The 19,537-nt window shown below is 36.0% G+C and carries 16 protein-coding genes and 1 pseudogene; 16 read left to right on the top strand and 1 reads right to left on the bottom strand.

Going from position 1 to position 19,537, the window contains the following annotated elements:
• The first annotated feature begins 309 nt into the window (after nt 1-309).
• The 16 genes and pseudogenes from AC5KOD_RS04845 to AC5KOD_RS04770 all read left to right on the top strand — a co-directional run bounded on the left by AC5KOD_RS04845 (nt 310) and on the right by AC5KOD_RS04770 (nt 17,737).
• Nucleotides 310-975 (top strand): type IV pilus modification PilV family protein, encoded by a 666-nt coding sequence (locus AC5KOD_RS04845; protein ID WP_496913404.1) that lies wholly within the window; start codon nt 310-312, stop codon nt 973-975.
• A 14-nt stretch (nt 976-989) separates the two neighbouring features.
• On the top strand, nt 990-1,676 hold the full coding sequence (locus AC5KOD_RS04840) for a PulJ/GspJ family protein (RefSeq protein ID WP_496913403.1): 687 nt from the start codon (nt 990-992) through the stop codon (nt 1,674-1,676).
• Nucleotides 1,663-3,657 (top strand): hypothetical protein, encoded by a 1,995-nt coding sequence (locus AC5KOD_RS04835; protein ID WP_496913402.1) that lies wholly within the window; start codon nt 1,663-1,665, stop codon nt 3,655-3,657. The genes AC5KOD_RS04840 and AC5KOD_RS04835 overlap by 14 nt, the downstream gene beginning before the upstream one ends.
• Nucleotides 3,658-3,710: 53 nt before the next feature.
• Nucleotides 3,711-5,246 (top strand): GspE/PulE family protein, encoded by a 1,536-nt coding sequence (locus AC5KOD_RS04830; RefSeq protein WP_496913401.1) that lies wholly within the window; start codon nt 3,711-3,713, stop codon nt 5,244-5,246.
• Between the two features lie 156 nt (nt 5,247-5,402).
• Nucleotides 5,403-6,500 (top strand): type IV pilus twitching motility protein PilT, encoded by a 1,098-nt coding sequence (locus AC5KOD_RS04825; protein WP_496913400.1) that lies wholly within the window; start codon nt 5,403-5,405, stop codon nt 6,498-6,500.
• Nucleotides 6,500-7,711, top strand: coding sequence for a type II secretion system F family protein (locus tag AC5KOD_RS04820; protein ID WP_496913399.1), 1,212 nt, complete (start codon nt 6,500-6,502; stop codon nt 7,709-7,711). Before AC5KOD_RS04825 ends, AC5KOD_RS04820 begins: the two co-directional genes overlap by 1 nt.
• 90 nt (nt 7,712-7,801) lie before the next feature.
• Entirely contained in the window at nt 7,802-8,287 is a 486-nt protein-coding gene (locus AC5KOD_RS04815; RefSeq protein ID WP_496913398.1) for a prepilin-type N-terminal cleavage/methylation domain-containing protein, read from the top strand.
• Nucleotides 8,288-8,335: 48 nt separating this feature from the next.
• Complete coding sequence (locus AC5KOD_RS04810; protein ID WP_496913397.1) at nt 8,336-9,121, top strand: prepilin peptidase; 786 nt, start codon at nt 8,336-8,338, stop codon at nt 9,119-9,121.
• A gap of 16 nt (nt 9,122-9,137) precedes the next feature.
• On the top strand, nt 9,138-10,163 hold the full coding sequence (gene pilM, locus AC5KOD_RS04805) for a type IV pilus biogenesis protein PilM (RefSeq protein WP_496913396.1): 1,026 nt from the start codon (nt 9,138-9,140) through the stop codon (nt 10,161-10,163).
• Between the two features lie 5 nt (nt 10,164-10,168).
• Nucleotides 10,169-10,804: a hypothetical protein gene (locus AC5KOD_RS04800; protein WP_496913395.1), complete on the top strand. Its 636-nt coding sequence runs from the start codon at nt 10,169-10,171 to the stop codon at nt 10,802-10,804.
• Nucleotides 10,797-11,411, top strand: coding sequence for a hypothetical protein (locus tag AC5KOD_RS04795; RefSeq protein WP_496913394.1), 615 nt, complete (start codon nt 10,797-10,799; stop codon nt 11,409-11,411). The genes AC5KOD_RS04800 and AC5KOD_RS04795 overlap by 8 nt, the downstream gene beginning before the upstream one ends.
• An 18-nt stretch (nt 11,412-11,429) precedes the next feature.
• Nucleotides 11,430-15,308, top strand: coding sequence for a pectate lyase-like adhesive domain-containing protein (locus tag AC5KOD_RS04790; RefSeq protein ID WP_496913393.1), 3,879 nt, complete (start codon nt 11,430-11,432; stop codon nt 15,306-15,308).
• Nucleotides 15,309-15,629: 321 nt separating this feature from the next.
• A pseudogene (locus AC5KOD_RS04785) lies at nt 15,630-15,854 on the top strand (transposase); the annotation flags it as partial.
• A gap of 579 nt (nt 15,855-16,433) precedes the next feature.
• The gene (locus AC5KOD_RS04780; RefSeq protein ID WP_496913392.1) at nt 16,434-16,763 is read left to right on the top strand and encodes a hypothetical protein; all 330 of its coding nucleotides are present in this window, start codon (nt 16,434-16,436) and stop codon (nt 16,761-16,763) included.
• 47 nt (nt 16,764-16,810) lie between these two features.
• Nucleotides 16,811-17,341 (top strand): recombinase family protein, encoded by a 531-nt coding sequence (locus AC5KOD_RS04775; protein WP_496913391.1) that lies wholly within the window; start codon nt 16,811-16,813, stop codon nt 17,339-17,341.
• Nucleotides 17,342-17,383: 42 nt separating this feature from the next.
• The gene (locus AC5KOD_RS04770; protein ID WP_496913390.1) at nt 17,384-17,737 is read left to right on the top strand and encodes a hypothetical protein; all 354 of its coding nucleotides are present in this window, start codon (nt 17,384-17,386) and stop codon (nt 17,735-17,737) included.
• 261 nt (nt 17,738-17,998) lie between these two features.
• On the opposite strand, the gene AC5KOD_RS04765 is transcribed toward AC5KOD_RS04770, so the two are convergent.
• Nucleotides 17,999-19,165 (bottom strand): IS110 family RNA-guided transposase, encoded by a 1,167-nt coding sequence (locus AC5KOD_RS04765; RefSeq protein ID WP_496913389.1) that lies wholly within the window; start codon nt 19,163-19,165, stop codon nt 17,999-18,001.
• Nucleotides 19,166-19,537 lie beyond the last annotated feature (372 nt).

Below are 19,537 nucleotides of genomic sequence, written 5' to 3'. Positions count from 1 at the left end.
GTGATTATATGACATAAATAACCTCCGTGTTAGTTAAAAGATGTGTAAGTTAATAATAACAGTCAATTAATGAAAAGAGTTAAAGGGTGTTGCACTTCATTCTGACACGTAGGAGTAGTTAGTAGGAGTAATTCGTCTGAAAATATTAGCTTAATTGTTGATGTTACTAGTGTTTTCGAACGATTTCCAATGATACTGGGCATTTATTTTTTACTTTTGTCTTCTATTTATAATTATAAATTTTAAAATAGTTCTATAAAGTTTTTAGACACACCCTAAATAGTTATTAAATCGATGAGGATGGTAGCAATGTGCAAAAGTAAGCTAGATATACGAAATGAAAAGGGCTTTAGTTTAATTGAAATATTAGTCGCTGTTGTCCTAATGGGTGTTTCGTTCACACTTTTAGCGTCATTTGTTTATCGAAACTCACAAGCCATTAAATTGAATCAAAAAAGAGAAGAAGCGATTTTTGTTAGAGATGATATTAAAGAGTGGTTGATTTATAAAGGGCAAATGCAAGCGATAGCTAATTTGAATCAAGTTGTACTCACAACTCCTAAACAGCCAAACACAATTGATGCTGATTTGAAAAAAAGACAGTCCTATTTAATTTTAGCTAATACGGGTATTCAAGAAGATGCGACAACTAAAAAGAGCTTATATGGAGAATTACCGATAGATATGACGACTCGCCCTGGCATGTTTATTGATAAAGTAAAATACGATAAAAAAGGTGGTTTGTTGCCTAGTAGGCTGGCTGCAGATGATTACAATAAGCTTTACATCGGACAGTACTTAAATCGAGACGGAGAGGGGACTGATTTTTTAGTTAGTGTAATGGTGACTAAAAAAAGTACTCAGGCTGATTATGATCCAAGAACAGATGGTGTAGGTTTAACAATTTTAATTTATGACAAGAAAACAGGTCAGTTATTGACTGAAACCTATCTAAACTGGATAGTGGAATCCTGAGGAGGGGCTTGAGGATGCTTAAAAATGAAAAAGGCATTACGCTGATTGAGTTACTTGGCGCGATTGTTATATTTGGGTTAGTTTCGGTTTTACTCGGGAGCATTTTGTTTAGCATTTCAAAAGTTTCTACTATCCAAGGGCAACAAGTTGAATTGCAACAGCTGGCTAATAGCATGCGTTCACGAATTGAGGGCATCAGTCAGATAGATGGCATATATGAGAAGGCTGGTTACCTCGGTAAATTTGCTGGTAGTGATACGTGGAAGGACCAGCAAATTTATAAAATTTTGAAAAAAGAGAGTGAGGCAACCTGGAGTGAAATTTCTAAGATTGAGAAAGGCCGCAATGAAATTTTTATTACAGATATTAATGACACTGGTAATGAGAAACTAGAGAGTTATTCTGTCAAAAATAAAAATGTGAAAATTAAAATTTTGCAACAAAAAAATGAAAATGAACAAACAGACACTCTTAAGTCAATGCCTAACTACCGAGATACATTTTCTGTTCAAACTAGTGTCCTAATTGTATTTTATGAAGGAACGATTGATTTTAATAGTTATTATGATAGTATAACAGGATTTTGGAAAACAGTAGATCTACTTGCTAGAGACGATGTGCTGTATTCCAGAGAGTTTGTTATGGTTTATCGTGATGATCAAAAATCGAAAGGAGGAATTCCAGGGAATGGTAGATGGTAAAAATGAGTCAGGATACGCATTATTATATGCATTAGGAGCTATTTTATTAGTGAGCATAATTGTAGGCGCAATTTTTATTATGGCGTGGAATACTTTTTTACAGATTGAGAGTGTTGATAAGTTTACAAGATTGCAAGATGTTGAAGAATACGCGTTACAAGATGGTAGTGACAAAATAAAAAAAAAGCTAGAAACTGGTTTATCTAACTTATCGACAATTGATTTTGGTAAGGATGAAATCAAAATTGGAGACATGGTCGATACACTTTTTACAGGCTTCACGATGTCTCCTGGTAAGAATATAGGGAGCCAAAAACAATTTTCTTATACATTAAAGATTGATAGTATTAGCAAAAATGAGATAACTCCTTATGCGATTTCCAATACTGGAGGGAGATTTGGTTGGCAACTAGATGCAGGACTGACTAATGTTACAAATGTGGAGTTGATTTTCAAAATTTCAGCAGATATTACAGAAAAGAAATTAAATGAAAAAGAGACAACCGTGACGGCAACTACCGATTATGTGTATGAGGTTCAGTGGGAAGAAGTCAGCACAGACAAAGAAATAGTAGCATTAGATGTTTGGCGAAATGTTTTTTACCCTTATTATTTACCAAATAGTGCAGGGTTCATTTCGACAGATGAGTGGATGAAGAAGATGGATCGAATTTATCGCTATCAAGAGACTGCCAATATTTTTGATTACTCAGGATTTAACAATACAGCACCTTATGAAGCGGGGCTGATAAATGGCCAGATTGTGGATGTAGAGGACGGAAGCTACTTAGACTTTTCTCATAGTGATAAACAAATTTTGTCATCTGTAGACTTCGAGGGCTCTATGTTTTATAGAAATGGTGTGAACCTTAAGGGGAGCGGAACAGGTAGTGTATTGCGAGCTAAGAATTTGTTAGTGTTGAGTAATCAAAAAAATCCGACTCAAAAGCTAAACGTTGTTCAAGATATAAATTTAGTAGCGAACATTGGAACCTATATTGATTATAGTGGAGAAAAAAGTAAATTAATTTTGGCAGGTGAAACAACCTCTCTGCAGACGAGTAATTTGTTGGTCAATAATAGCAATACGACAGAGTCTAGCAAACAATCAAGTGAAGGCGTTTTGCTGTCGAAAGGTAAGATTCTTGTGAAGAAACTCCCTGACGCGGCAAGTTTTTCATTTGCAAATTATCGGAGTCAGGCCTTAACAAAATCACCAAAAGACGAATATTGGAATTCTTTTATGGGTGGAAACATGGTAATTGCAAGTTCTAATTTTTATGCTGGACAAACAAATGAAGCGGGGAACTATTTGTCCGCTACAGATGACCAGAGACAGGTGTCAATTGAAGGTGATTTTATGCTAACTAACGCTAAATTATCTAGTGAAAAAGGAGAAAAAGGATTTTCTTATTTTACAGAAAATAGTTCGTTTAGTTTGCCTAATACGCCTTCGAAGCTTACTTTAGATGGTCCTAATACTAATTTAGTCGTTACAGGAAAATCGTTTATTGATGCTCCTAAAACGAAACGGCGTCAAGCTTTAGGAGAAGGTGGCACCGATAAATTTAATGATTATTATAGAAACGATGATTATTGGAATGCCATTGAGTTGAAAAATGGTGCTCAAATGAATTTGGGATACACCGGAATGGAGCCTTTTAAATTAACAGTAGACAAAGAGTCTGTTTTTTCGCTTAAGCTGTTACCGGATAATTTATTTTTAGATAAAACATTCTTAACTGAAGGGTACGCTCAACGGAAGTTAAAAGGGAAAGTTATCATATATCCGTTTAGTCAATCTGATGTTACGAACTTGGTGAAGGAATTAGGGGCTGGTTTGCCAGTGAGTCAAATTGATAAAGCAGAAGATGCAAAGAATGGCGAGGTTTCTATTGTAAAGTCATTGCATTCTTCCACTAAAAAATCATCAGAGATTATTACACGGACCTTTGACTACATCAAAAAGGTTGAGTATTAGAGACTGCTTCTATAAGTTAGTCTAAAAAAGCTTTTGATAGGAGTGTGACAAGGTTGAAATCTGACAGTAAAAGTAAACGACGGCGCCGGAAAAAAGAAGAAGTACCTAAAGGCGAATCTCAAAATATCTTTAATGTGTCGACCGACAAAAAAGTTTTGGAGTTAGTACCTCGTGCGTTTGCTAAGGAGTATAGTGTGGTTCCGATAGAACAACTGGATAACCGATTGATTGTGTTGATGAGCAATCCGGGAAATTATGCTGTTTTAAATGAATTGCGTCTGATTACGGGATTGATAATTGAACCTAGGGAAGCGCGTGAGGCAGATATTCAACAATTAATTGTGCGTGATTATCCTGCCGATTTGAACATAGATGGCCTATTCGATACAACTGAACTTGATTCTTTGGTTGAAACAGATGTAATTAATGATGATTCGCCAATTATTAAGTTGGTTAACACATTACTGCAGGATGCGGTCGATCGTAGAGCGAGTGATATTCATTTTGATCCTCAGGAAAAATATTTAGCAGTCAGGATTCGAACTGATGGTGAGATGCAAGAATTAAAGAGGTTACCAAAAAATATTCAATTAGCAGTCTCGTCACGAATAAAAATTATTTCGTCTTTGGATATTACAGAAACTCGTATTCCTCAAGATGGCCGGGCGATGATTAGAAATGGATCACATATTATTGATTTGCGCGTGTCTATCCTACCAACTATTCATGGCGAAAAGATTGTTATTAGAATTTTAGACCGTTCGGTAGGTATTCGTCAGTTAGATGATTTTAATTTTGAATCAGGAACGTTGATAAAGCTACGCCGGCTATTAAAGCAACCACACGGTATTATCTTAGTAACGGGTCCAACAGGTTCAGGTAAGTCCTCTACCCTCTACGCAGCGTTAGGAGAGTTGAATACACCTAGTGTTAATGTCATCACCGTAGAAGACCCAGTGGAGTATCAGTTAGAGGGGATTAACCAAATGGCTGTCAATAGCAATATTGGCTTAACATTTGCAAGTGGACTAAGAACAATCTTACGTCAAGACCCCAATATTATCATGGTAGGAGAGATTCGGGATGGTGAGACGGCTGATATTGCTATTCGAGCATCGATGACAGGCCATTTAGTTCTATCAACACTTCATACCAATGATTCTGTAAGTACGATAAATCGATTGGTAGATATGGGAGTAGATACTTTTCTGATTGCGAACTCCTTAACTGGTATATTAGCTCAGCGACTAGTAAGGACAATTTGTACAAACTGTAAAACTCAACGAGCGGCTAAAACTGAAGAGACGTTATTTTTAGCTGAGTATGGGTTACAGGCCATTACCTTAACTGAAGGAGTAGGGTGTGCTAGGTGTGGTAATACTGGCTACCAAGGTAGGATGGCAATTCAGGAGTTATTGGTTGTAACACCTGAACTTAGAAAAATGATTACCAATAAGGCGACGAATGATCTGTTATTAGAGTATGTCAAAAAACAAAAAATGACCTTTCTGATTAATGATGGGCTAGATAAGGTTTTGGCAGGCTATACAACAATTGAAGAATTGTTAAAAGTAGTAACAATGGAGTAGAAACTAGTCAATCAGTAGATGGATGACATGAAACATTTATTTGTTGATTAAATAAGTAGCTGAGGATTAATTATGGAAGAAAAAAGAAAACGTTCAAAAAAGATCAAAAAAAGAACGGAAAGTATAATGGAATCACATAGTAGAGAGAGAGCTCCTGTGAGAGATGAGTCAATAACTAGTAGAGAGACAGGCATAATCGAACGGAATCCTAAAAGAATTATTGACAGTTGGTTGTTAATGAGTGTTCAACAAAAGGTATCTGATATTCATTTGAAGGAAGGGATTCCACCGACATTTCGGTTACATGGAGACTTGCAACCAATCGAACAAACGTCAATTTTAACTACAAATCAAATATCGTTAATGGCTCAAGCTATTTGTTCTGAGACACAGTGGACGGAGTTTCAGGAGAAGGGCGAAATTGATTTGGCTTATGAATTGAAAGACGTTAGCCGATTTCGGGTAAATGTTTTCAGGCAAATGGATACAATAGCAGTCGCTTTGAGGCGAATCCCAATTGAAATACCTAAATTATCATCACTTGGTGTGCCAGATGTTTTACGACAAATGATTCATAAAAGTCAAGGCTTATTTTTAGTGACAGGGCCGACGGGATCAGGGAAGTCAACAACCCTTGCTGCTATGTTGGATTATTTGAATGATACCAAGAAGACGCATGTTTTAACATTAGAGGATCCGATAGAGTATATTCATAAACATAAAAAATCGATTATTTCTCAACGAGAAATCGGCCGAGACACAATATCTTTTGCAAATGGTTTAAGAGCTGCACTGAGGCAGGATCCAGATGTGATTTTGGTAGGAGAAATGCGTGATTTTGAAACAATTTCCATTGCTTTGACAGCTGCTGAAACAGGTCATTTGGTACTTGGAACATTGCATACCTCAAGTGCGCCTTCCACAATTGAGCGGATTGTTGATGTATTTCCAGCAGAGCAACAAAGTCAAATTAGAACACAGGTTGCAGGAGCCTTGATTGGGATTCTATCTCAACGTTTATTGCCAACGGTAGATGGCAAAGGACGAGTGGCTGCAACTGAAATGTTGGTTAACTCCAAAGGAATTGCCAGTATTATTCGGTCTGATAAAACTCATCAAATCAGCAATATGTTGCAAATGGGAAAAGCAGAGGGGATGCATACGATGTCGGCGTCTGTTCAACAATTAGCACAAGCGGGAAGAGTCGATGTGGATGTGGCAGCTACGATTTTAGACGATGGAGGGGACTTTTAATGGCAACATTTGTTTATCAAGGAAGGAAGTATACTGGCGAACGATTTCGTGGTAGTTTACAGGCTAACTCTCTATCAGAAGCTCGAACGCTTTTAAAAAAGAAACACATTAAACCAGTTTCCATCGTGGAGCAAGAAGCGAATTTTGCAAATAAAGAGATAGCTCTTTTTTCTAAAGTGAATTTGAAATTATTAGTGGCTTATTTACAACAGTTTTCAACGTTGATTAATGCTGGTATTACGGTGTTAGAGGCGTCTAAAATGTTAGAAGAGCAACAGCAGAATAAGAACTTTAAGAAAATGTTAACAGAAATTACTAGAGATTTAGAGGGCGGGAGTACACTATCTGATACCTATAGAAAGCAACCTAATGCTTTTCCGCCATTGTTGGTGAATATAATTGCTGTAGCAGAGATGTCAGGGTCTTTAGAAACGAGTTTGGAGAGAATGGCACGGTATTATGAAAAAACAGCAGCCAGTCGTAGTAGTTTAATTACTGCTATGATTTATCCTATATTGATGCTTGTTGCGTCAATGGGGGTAGGAATCTTTTTGATGGTAGCCATTGTACCAATGTTTGTAACAGTATTTGAAAGCTTTGATGCAGAGTTGCCCGCTATTACTAAGCTAACGATGGGAATTAGTGATTTTTTAACAACAAAAGGGATTGTTATTGTTGTTGTCATAATTATTGTATGGCTGGGGCTTTTCTTGGCTAAAAGAAATCGAGCCTTTTTGTTAAAATATGACACGTTCAAATTGAAAATTCCGGTATTTGGCGAATTTTTACAAAAAAATGATTTTTCAGTATTTATGACAACACTATCAACGCTGCTTTCAAGCTCCGTCCCAATGGTATCGGCTTTATCAATGAGTGGAGAAGTTGTTAAGAATACGTATATATTTAACTTGATTCAAGAGTGTGGGAGTGAGATAGAACAGGGAGGGCGTTTGAGTAATGTTTTTACAAGAAGTTGGGCGATTCCAGTTTTGGCGACACAGATGGTGAAAATTGGTGAGAACACGGGAACTCTAGAAGGAATGCTAGAAAAGTTAAGTGGTATTTTTGAAGCTGAAGTTGATGAGGCAAGTGAGCGGATAAAAACCATCATGGAACCCTTAGTGATCGTGCTAATCTGTTGTATTGTTGGCTTTATTGTCGCGGCTATTATGTTACCAATGTTTGCAATGTACGGTGCGATACAAGACTAGTATCGTATGGACTTGTTAATTTAGTTATTAACTAGAAACCTAGACTTCTAGATAATATAGATAAAAAAAGTTTTTCAGGAGGATGAAAGAATGTCAAATACTATTACGCTACAAGAAGAAAAAGAAAGTAGATTAAATAGGTTAATTAATGATGAACGTGGACTGACAATGATTGAATTACTAGCTACTGTGGTAATACTATCAATTATTATTGGGATTGGTGCATTAGCCATTGGAAGTGTAATTCAAAACTCAAAAGAAGATGCTGCGTTAGCTGAAGTACAAAATGCTTATGAATCAGGAAAACTATACCAAGCAAGCCCATCTGCTCCAATTACAGGAACAACCTTTACTTTAGTTGATGTTATGAATGCAAAATACACAGATACAACAGCATTTGGCAGTGTTTCTGATACAGCGACAGCGACTGTTGTCTTTACCGTCGCTGCTGATGGGGGGTTAACAATAACAGTTCCTACTGGAATATTGAAAGCTGGAAACAAAACACAGACCACCGCCATAACTAATGCAAATAAAGCAGCTGTAACAGCTCTAAAAAGATCGGATGTTTTTTAATTTAGTTAATTAGATTAATATATTTTAAATCATGATTGGAGTTTTTTTATGAGTTTGTTAGGTTTATGTGTTCCACAAATAATCATTTATCTTTACATTTTCGTTATAGGAATGTGTCTAGGCTCCTTTTTCATGGTTGTGGGATATCGTGTGCCACGTCCAGAGTCTATACAGGGGCGTTCACATTGTGATAATTGTCAACACCAGCTTGTTTGGTGGCAGTTAATCCCCTTGATTTCCTATTTAGGGTTAAAAGGGAAATGTTATTATTGTGCTTCAAAAATAGGCTGTTTAGTGCCTATTTTTGAAGTATTATCAGGTTGTCTATTTTTATTTTCGGTAGTGTGTTTTCAATTTTCACCTGAAACATTGGTTAGCTGGACGATGATTTCGTTGTTGTTAATTATTAGCATCTCAGATAGTTATTATCTTGTGATCCCTAATAAGATTTTAGCTATTTTTATGATCTTAGCGATTATTGAACGCGCCTTTATTCCTCAAATGAATTATTGGTGGTACCCTCTAGTAGGTTTTTTAGTAGGTTTTTTCCCTTTGTATATCTTAGGATATGTTATCAAAAATGGTGTGGGGGGTGGTGACATTAAACTGTTCGCTGTTTTGGGGATTTTTATGGGGCCAATGAGTATACTTGTGTCTTTATTTGTTTCATCTTTATATGCGTTAGTCTTTCATATCGCATCATTTGCTATAAAAAAAGAAATGCAGAAGTATGTTCCGTTTGGTCCATTTATTGCCGCGGGTTCGTTAACTGTTTGGTTTGTTTTTGATAGTCACTTAACTCGTATGCTAGAAAGTTTGATAAATTTTATGTGAAAGTAGAGGGCGTTTGATGCTTTTGAAAAAGAAAACAACACCGATTGGGATTGACATTCAAAAAAATGTGTTACGTTACTGTGTGACAAAGAGCGGGCACTTAGTTTATGGTGAAAAAGTAGTCAATGGGTCGATTTTTAAGAATGATCATTTAAGAAATGCAGATGAATTTATTGAAATACTTCAAAGTATCGTAGCTGAGTTAAGAATTTCTGCTCCGACCTATGTATTTTCGGCAAGAAATTCTAAGCTACTGATTCGTCAAGTCGCTATTGGTAATTTGAAGAATATAAAAGAGATTCGTAACTATTTATTTTTTGAATTAGGAGAGTCGATTCCTCTTCCTTTTGAGGAGCCTATTTTTGATTTATTAATTTCTGAAGAAACAAGAAAAAAGAAAACGAACAAAAAGAAAACCTCTAAGTCTAAGGAAGTTAAATTTTACAAGGCGCCTAAGGAAGGGGTCGCAGTTGATGGAAAAGTGTCAGTTGTGGTGACTACTGAACCTGTTTTAAAAGAAATTGGCGACGCGGTTGTTAAAAGTAAAGGCGAACTAGTTGCTGTTGACTGTAGTGTCTTAGCTTATACTAGAGTGTTACAGAAGAGAATTAATTGGAGTGAAGTATTTGCGATAGTGGAGATTGATGCAGGAGTTGCTAACATCACGATTTTTGATCAATTGGTACCAGTTTATGTTCAGTATGAAGATTATAATCAGACCAACTGGCGTTATACGGAGGATCATAAGCAGGTAAAGGTTGATTATAAAGTAGAGAGTGAGATTGAATCTATCAAAAAATTGGGCGTGACAATTAAACATGTGATTGATTTTTTTGAAAAGGACATATCTTCAGGAAGTCATGTTGCCCAAATTTATTTAGTTGGAGGACATCCCAGGTTAAAAGAGGAAGTGCTTGAAAATATCGAAGCTACTAATGCGATTCCAGTAAAAATATTAAAATCTCCCTTAACAATTGCGAATAAAAAACGCTTGCCTGAAAAATATACTCTTGCAGCAGGCCTAGCTATGAAGGAGGTTTAGCTGAGATGAATATAAATTTATTACCACAAAAATTTGTTAAAAACCGAGCGGCCGAGCTAATCGCCATCGTATCTATTTTTCTCTTTATTGTATGTGTAATAGCTATTTTATTTGCTTCATTGTTTTATCGTTCTCAGGTAGATTTCGTACAAAGCGAAGTCCAGCAAGAAAAACTACAAAAAGTGACAATTGAGAAACAGAAAAGTGAGTTAGAGGAGAAGCAGTCTGTAGGCATACAAACTATTTTGAACGAGTTAAAAGGCGATCAGAAATTGATGGAACCTATTATGACTAGTTTTAAAAAAACAGCTGTATTGTTAAATATTACGATTTCTAACTATGAAGTATTGTTCGGTATAGCAAATGGAAGTGAAGGGGAAAATCAAGAGGCTGAGCAAGGTACTATAGCTGGCGATGCTTCTCCTTTATTACCGACTATTGCAATGTCGGTAACCGGCGAATTATTTAAGGATACTGCACAATTTAAGGAAGAACTAGAAAAAATTGAATGGGTATATGATTGTCAGTTAGTGGCGTCATCAAAGGAAGATGATAAATATAAAAGCGAGTTAACAATACGAATAATCCAAGATAAAGTACCTTCAGTGGCATTAATTGAGGAGGCTAAGCAAAATGAATAAAGTCATTTTTATGCGAAAGCATCTGATAGTCGTCTCTATTGTCGGAATTTTCCTAGTAGGCCTAGTTGTTGGAGGATGGGTGTTAACAATAGCACCACAACGAACTAAACTCAAGACATTAAAAGCCGATTCTGCCAAAGTGCAGAATGAATTGAAAGTAGAAGAAGAAGCACTGACTATGATGGAGGAATTGCCTGACTTGTTAGAATCCTCAGTAGTAAAAAAGGAACCAATAATTCCCAATGGTATCGAGTTGGAGCCTTATTTTGAATTATTGAAAAAATTAGGAACGGATTTGAATCTATCCATTCAACAGATATCCATGGTAACTAAACAAGTTTATCCAGAAGAAACTGTTTTTAAGGAAAATCAATTAATGACAACATCTGTTGGTCTAGATGTTATAGCAGATGATAGTGCAGGTATTATAACGTTTATTAAAGAAATAGAAAAAGCAAATCGCTTTATGATGGTTAAGCAAGTGTCTTATCGTGCAAGTGAAGCGAATTCTGAAAGTTCTATAGGGGCATATTCGGCTAGTATTATTGTGGAAATGTACTACTTGTCTCATTATGAAACAGGTCAAATGATTGAAGCTTCTAAATAGAGAAAGGGGATAGCAGTAATGAAAAAGTCACAGAAAAATCTTGTGAAACGAACAACCTTGTTTTTTAGTGGGGGACTTTTTCTAGTAGGAGTATTGACAGTTTTCTTTTTTCTTTTTATTGGGCGAAAAAATACTTATGTAATAGTGAGTGATATAGATGCTCAAACGAATGAAATGACTGTTACGATTGAAGTTGATCAACCGAAGGACGAAGAAATCATTATTAGAGGAAGAGATGATATGTTGATTTCTTTGGAGTCATTAGAGAGTTTTGAATCTGAAGATGTTGAGTTGAAACCAGTAGCGGATCATGAGTCAGGAGTTATTTTACATGTTAAAAAATCGGAAGAGGCTGTAAAAATCACCCTGCCTCTCCCTAATATGGAGAAAAAAGAAACTGTTCAATTAGTTCGTAAGAAAAAAGTCATTCAAGAACACCAGCTTGATGGGACCAATAAATTGGAAAGTGTTTCAATTCAACAGGAGTTTTTGTCTCAACAACCTATGATAGCAAATGAAGTAGTTGAGACTGCTACTTTTAATTCATCAATGTTCAGATTTTTAGGAAATGAACCACAAGTCAGAGGAACAACTGTCATAGTGAAAAATTACCAAGAGTTACTGGCGGCTATTAGTAATAATGGGGTAAGCAAAATTGAATTTGGCACTAACATAGTGGCAACGACAACGGCGTTAGCAAATATTACTAGAAGTCTAGAAGTTGATGGTAAGGGTTATAAGTTTACATCAAGTAAGGGCTCCACTTTTATTTTAGGAGACACAAAAAAAGTAAATCAAGTATTCACATTGAAAAATGTCATTATTACCCATGGAGATAAAAGAAACAGTTTTGTTAGTGCTAAGTCAGACACTATTTCTGCTTTTTGGAGTATGAATGTTGAGAATATTCACAATTCAACAGAAAAAGCTGGCTTAGCAGGAGCGTATTTTGTAGATGTGGCTAAAGGAAACCTGACGGTTCGAGGAAAATTATTTTGGTTTGCTCATAATTTTAACTCGTCAAGTAGTAATTCTACAGGTGTCATTAAAGTAGCCAATATCTACGTAACTGACGGAGCTGAGATGAAAATAACGGCAGATCATACTATTGTGAGAATACATCCAAATGATCAAAAGGTAGCGACTTCCTTTATCGTAGACAAAGGGGCAAAAGTCTTTTTAGACAGTGAGTCTCGTCAGGCAATATGGGCCAATAGTGAAGGCTCAAATAATAGCTTAATATTTTCTGCATCAGGTGCAAATACTGAACTGAGAGCTACCTCAAAAGGAACTTTTTATGGTGCAGAAGGTGGAGTCATTACATTACAAGGAAGTAATGATAAGGATAAAGTAGCTAAGACAGAAGTGTTAGATGGTGCAGTTATTACAATTCATGCGATGGCATCTGCTAAAGAACAAGGAAAAGCAATTCCAACTACGACATCTGCTTTTGTTAATCAAGTGAAAAATGGTGTTTTTAATGTTGATGGTGAAGGTAGCCAACTTAACTTAGAGGCAGATGGTGAAGCTCATAATTTTGCGTCTACTTTGAGATTAAGATTAGTTGGTGAACAGACCTTTACCGTTTCTAATAATGGAGAAATGAATGTTTTGAAGCATGCTGGAAAAGCCGCAGCCATTAGATTTTATGGCAAGGATAATTCGTTTGTTGCTAAATCAGGTGGCAAAGTGACTATCAATAAAAAAGGAAATGCTAGGGCTGAAGATGGTGGTGATACGGGGGGGCAACAAGCTATTCAGTTTACGATTGACAGGAATGGAGTTTCTAAGTTTGAGGTTGAAGGGCAAAAAAGTATCATTTTTGCTAAATCTGGTGATGGACCTGCTTTAGAGGCTTTGTCAGGTGATTTTCAGTTTAAAGTTGGCAAAGATGCGACCTTTAGAATGGAAGGGACTACACGTAAAGAAGATCGTGGGATAGTTCATGCTGGTTCTTCTGAGATCGATGTTGATATTGATGAGGCTCTTTTCTATGATTTTAGAAATAATCGTGAAAATGGGGGGCAGGTTTTTTCAACTGGCGGGTCATCCTCCACACAAAAATTTACATCCTCTAAGGTTGGCTTATCTGTATGGAAGAAAAAAACGGGTGTTGATTTAGATAAAGATCCAGATGTTTTTTGGTCTAAAATTAACTATCAGTTGTCAGGACGTCATTTTAAAAAGATTGCGTATTCTAATTATCCAGATCAGTTTAATGCGTCAAATTATGAAGGGGCTGATATGTATACCCGAATGACAGGGAATAATTACCGAGCAGTTGTTGATGAATTGAGGATTCCAACTAATGCAGATAAGGCTATTTATGGACATGTGAAAATTCCTTATTCTTTTGGTGGAGAGGAATCTCGAGATGCATGGGAAAAAGAAGCTTGGGTGACACTCCAAATTACTGATGCTAATGGAAAGGAAAAAGCTCGTCAAACAGTTCCGACTAAAGGGATAAATAATAAGTATCCAGGTGTTGAAATTTATGGCGAAAAAGCGAGAGGTGGTATTTTTGTTTGGCCTGCGGCAGACTTTTTGAGTGCTGGTGATAAAGTGACTATTTTAGGAGCGTATCGGGGACCAACTGAAAATCTGAATTCTGAACAAAATATTCCAAGTTTGGTTGAAGATATCAAGGTCAAATCTGTGACGGTTCAGGATGTGACTCCACCACTGACATTAGAAACAAGTTTGACTGTAGCTTCGACTACGATGAAGCAATTGAATGGAACGATTGATTTGTGGGATCAACGTGACAAAACAATAAAGGATAAGATCTTTATTTTCGCTAAAACTAAAAAAGGGTTTTTAGTGGATGATGAAGGAAATTTAAAAGTTGCTTTAGTCACCAAAGATAACGAAAATAGTTCTAAAACAAATAATCATGAAAAGAAATGGAATTTTGATTTGCCAAGGTATTTGACTATTGAAGATCAAGGGGTTGAACTTTTTGCAAAAGATAATCTGGAAGACATAGCAGATGTTGTTGGCGGTTTGCCTGAAAGCACTTCAAAGGAGCCAAATGGGCAGTTGGGGAATATAACGCCATCCATTCATGAGTATGCTGATTTTAAAGGATATCATGATGCTGTGGGGGCAGATCGATTTAAGCCATCAATTTATTTAGAATTAGCAGAGACAGCGCCATCTGCTCCTAATATAGCCATTACAGTCCCTCAGTATCCAGATGATAACAAGGTGATTCAGGCTGGTAGTCAATTTGATTATAAAGTAGTGGTTAGTAGTGGTGATAAAGAGGATTCGATTGACTCGATAAATAATGTGAAGATTTTTGTGACAATAGCAAAGGAATTAGAATTTATGGACTTCAAGCGTTTAGAAGCTAATTCGGCCATATCAACCGCTAACTTTGATGAGGATAAAAGGATTTTAGAGATAACGTTTAAATCTAGTTTGGAACCGGGTACTCAAGTTTCCTTTAGTTTACCAGTGAAGGTGCCAGTAGATGTTAGTGCTTTGGCGGCAATAGAAACAGAGGCTGTTGTAACTGCTGAATCAACTTTGGAATCACCTTTCATTGAAGGACCAGCGAATCCAGCACATGATCATTTGAAACTCACTAATTCAAGTTCGGTAGTCATTTCTTTTGAAACGAAGAAAAACCCTGGCGATACAGTTCGTCTTTCAGTAGTAAATAATCAATTAAGGGTATTTTATTCTGAAATTAATCAATTTTATGTATATATTGATGGCAAAGAACTAAAACAAGAATTTAAAGTTGCGTTTAAGCAAACGACTGAATCGATGTCACTAGATATCCCAATTAGTGAAGTTAGAAATAAAGTCTCTGTAAAATATTTTGATATGGACGGAAATGAAAAATGGGTTTATTGGAATGATAATTTTAGGGACTTGCCAATCAAATAGAAGGTGAAAGTTTTAAAGGGGAAGTTAACCAGTTTTTACTCATGAGTGAACTAGGAAACTAATCGTTAAAACAAATTAAATTGATGTTATCCATCAAAAGTAAGTTTGTTATTTAATGAATTGGTCATGAGTTTTAACTCGGGACAGCTTCACCAGAAAAAATGAGTGTACTAAGTAACCCCATAAAAGTTGTTTTTTTCAGACTATTCCTATTTATCTTTAGAGACTTTATATTGAGCTTTAGGACGGCGGTTAGCAGGCTTTTAGTTTGAATTAACAACTAATCGTTAATTTGTCCAATACTCGCTAGCTGCTTCATAAGTGCATTTATGTGTAAGTATTCCGCCAAAAATCAGTATTTTTGAATTTTTGGGTTACTTGAAAGGTAAAAGGTGTTGATGATTTTTGATAAACATCCAGAGTTAGGTAGAAAATAGGATCGCTCGTTTTGGGCAAGAGGTTAATTACGTAGAAACTGTTGGAAATCTAACAGAAGAAGCCATAAAGAGATACATTCAAGAACAGGAAGAGGATTCCAAAAAATAAGACACAAGAAGAATATAGGACACTAAAATAAAGTGAGCTTACGACACCAGCCTTCTAGGCATAGCATACATTTAGCTCTTATCCTTCATTTGAAATATGTATGGATCAACCAGTGGAATACAGATTGGGAACATATTATTTTAAAGGGATAAATAAAAAAGCTAGTGGAGGAAGACTTAAAAATAAGACGGTTGAAATTCGCTAGTAAAAGGTGGCTAGAGTTTCCTAGACATCACCTTTTAGAGGAGGGAGAAAATAATTATGATATATGTTTACAATTTTTTAACTAATATGAATGTGAGCAACTTAATAGTAGTAAATTTTAGGAGTATACGTGATTGTTGTGACATGGCGAAATATAGTGAGTCACCAGCCAGAATAGAATTTGTATAGTGAGGTTATAGAGATATAGTCTACAATTAATTATATGGAAGGGTAGCAATGAGGATAAAGCTGTTTGGAATAATAAACTTGACTGGAATATCGTAAGAATAAAAAAATAGGGAAAAGCTATTATAGCTAGTTATAATGGCCATATATAGGTTATAAGTCTATTAGTGTTGAAAAAGGAGTAGAAGAATGCTGAAAATAACAGACATTAAGTTTAGTGATACGATGATTTTAAAAGGTGGAAAATTTATATTAGTGAGTCTTTCGCCAATCTATAAAGAAAAGTTCGAAACTGAAGGAGAGTCGTTGAGAGTTGGAACTAAAATGATAGTGGCACTATCTGCTCACCAATTGAAAAAAATTGAGGTGGTTATTGAAGATAATGTTGTTTGTTCATCCTTTAACGAGTTGCAGCTAACTGAAGTGAGTTTTAGTGATTTTACAGGAAAGTTTGTTTTTCAAGAGGAGTTGGCCGACTATGGATTTGTTGCAACAGCCAGCCGATTTAAATTGATCTAGGGGCATTTATGATGGGACATTATTAAATTTGAGGGAGGAATGGGATCATGACAAAAATAGGCTATACAGTAAAAAATGATTCTGATGAAGAGCTAGCACTTCTTTATACAGTGGGAAAATGTGAGGAAGTGATACAACTTAAGGATAATGAAGATAACTATTGTAAGTTTGAAGAATTCTTGATAGCCAATAAAGACAAAGAAATAGTACTAGTTAGTTTTTCAAGTATGGGGCTACAATTAACACAAGTAACTAAATTGTTAGAATTAATTGAATATAAAGGAATAAATATCCACTTTCTTGAAAAGCAATTAGGCTCAGACCGTGATTATTTAGGTTTACTCTACGAACTTGCGATTAATGAGAAGGAAGTAGTCAGCCGACGGACTCGTAGGGGGTTAAGGGCTGCTCATGAAAAAGGAGTTGTTAGCGGGAGACCCACTATCACTAAAAAGAAAATTGAAAAAATTCAATATTTCCGTTTGACGAAAAAAAAGACTATTCGAGAAATTTCTGCAGAATGTGGTGTATCTTTAGGAACTGTCCATAAGTACATTAATTTACTTGAACAAGCTTGAAATAAGCCAAGGCGACACAAATGATAGGATTGGGATAAAACGATGAAACTAAAAACCGTTAGATACGAAGACTATAAAAAAATGAAGCGTGCTGTTACAGAGCTAAGCTGGGTCTGGAGTCAGTATCAACAACGTGATCCAGATGGCTGGTATGAATTTAAGTACCAAAATATTGTGAAAGAGTTTTTGACTGCCGATAATGAGGAAAAGTTATTAGATGATGTTTCTCTTAAACGATTTCCAAGGCGAGTTAAATTGCCAGTTCGGACTTATCTGGCGATGAGGGAATTAGCTGATATTAGTCTGGAGTTACAAGAGGTGATGGCTAATCCATCATATAGTATGGTAATAATGGAAAAACATATGAAAGAGAGTATTAAGAGTGGGAATCATTAGGCAGTACTGTCTGAATCATCTAGTTGAAGAGTGACTTGGTATTTGTATAGTGATATCTAGGAAACTTTAGTCATCTTTTAGTTTAACTTTTTAAAATAATATGTTTCCAAAGGCCTATTAACAGATAAGGTTTTCCTCAACCTCTATGGGGATGAAAAGGAACTATCAGAATAAATCTGATAACCTTATTATACGAGACGAACTATATTAAAAGTCAAGGGGGAATTGGTGGAATAAATAACATAAAAAAAGGCGAATTTTTTAAATAAGTTGAGCTTCATTAAAGGTTTGATCTGTTTTTAAAAGATGAAAAATGACTCTCACTAGTTTTTTAGCGACATGGCTTATGGCAACATTATAGTGTTTTCCTTGTGCCATTTTTTTAGCGAGATAGGCATTGAAGGTAGGAGACCAACGAGAAACTAATCTGGCAGCTTGAATGAGAGCCCAGCGAAGCTGTGAAGAGCCACGTTTTACCATCTTACCGTTAACGTCCATTTCACCTGATTGTTTAACGGAGGGCTCTAAGCCTGCGAAAGCGAGTAATTGTCCTGGATTCCGAAAGTTGTGAATATTACGAACCTCAGCAAGAATGATACTACCTAAAGTGGTTGAAATTCCCGGAATAGACTCTAAAGGTGAGTGAATAGCTGTCATCATTGTTTTAATCGTTAGATTAATCTCGCTGATAATTTGCTTAAATGATTGGATTAACTGAATGGTTTGAAGTAATTCAAATTCTAAAGCAGCAGAGTCTGAACCAATAGTGATTTTGGATTTTTCATGAATAAGGGCAGCTTTATCTGGTTTCAACCACTTTATTTTAATAAGCGAAGAGAGTCTAGTGCGTTGAATTTTTTTTGGACTAGGATATGTCGCTAAAAGATCGTAGATGGCTTGGTTATGTGTACCTGAAGTGGTCATAATTTTGGCCAATTCAGGAAAACTAATATCTAATAATCGAGTGTATTGGATTTTGATATCGGTTAGTTTTGAGCACATTCGTTGACGATGACGAGTTAAATATTTTAGCTCCTGAATCGATTCATCCGCACTAAAATGCTCGGGAGAAAAATCCGTTAAGAGTTTTTTAGCAATAGTCATAGCGTCTTTTTTATTCGTTTTTGTTTTTCTAAGGGAGGTTGACTTAGCAAATTCTTTAATAAGCAACGGGTTATAACTGAAGACTTGATAGCCGTTGGAACGTAAAAACGCAAGAAGATTAAACGAGCAGTGACCCGTATCCTCTAAAGCAATTCGGATATCGTCGTTGGAATTTTTAACAAGTTGGCAAAGAATAGTATGAAGAGTGGTAAATCCGTCACGATTATTCTGAATGGTCAGGTGTTTTAAGCGGGGCTCTCCGTCAGAATCTAGTACTGCCATATCATGTTTATTTTTCGCTACATCAATTCCAACAAATAGCATAATGAATCATCCCCAATCGATTTATTTTTCGCGCAAGATGGTGTCCACGCACTCTTTGCCTCGTAACCTTACATGAGATTAAACGTCAAGGCGTTATCAAACTCATTACCAATTAGACAAAAAGCTGTGGTTAGAGCCTCGTATCACCAGTCTTCATTACGAATCTGTTGGAGGAAGAACTAATCCACAGCGCATACTTACAGTATAGTAAAAATAACAATAAGTATCGAGGGAGCTACCCTCTACTTAATAATATAAGCCAGCTATAAAAAGGTCAAGTAAAAACTGAACTATTTTAAAATTGTTTGTTGTGATTTTTAATGCAACATAAATAAACCTAGAGAAGAATACAAATTTTTTCTAGGTATCTGT

It is taken from the genome of Vagococcus sp. WN80Y, from assembly GCF_059621045.1.
The sequence above is the reverse complement of the archived record's forward strand: the minus strand, read 5'-3'. Positions and strand labels throughout refer to the sequence as shown.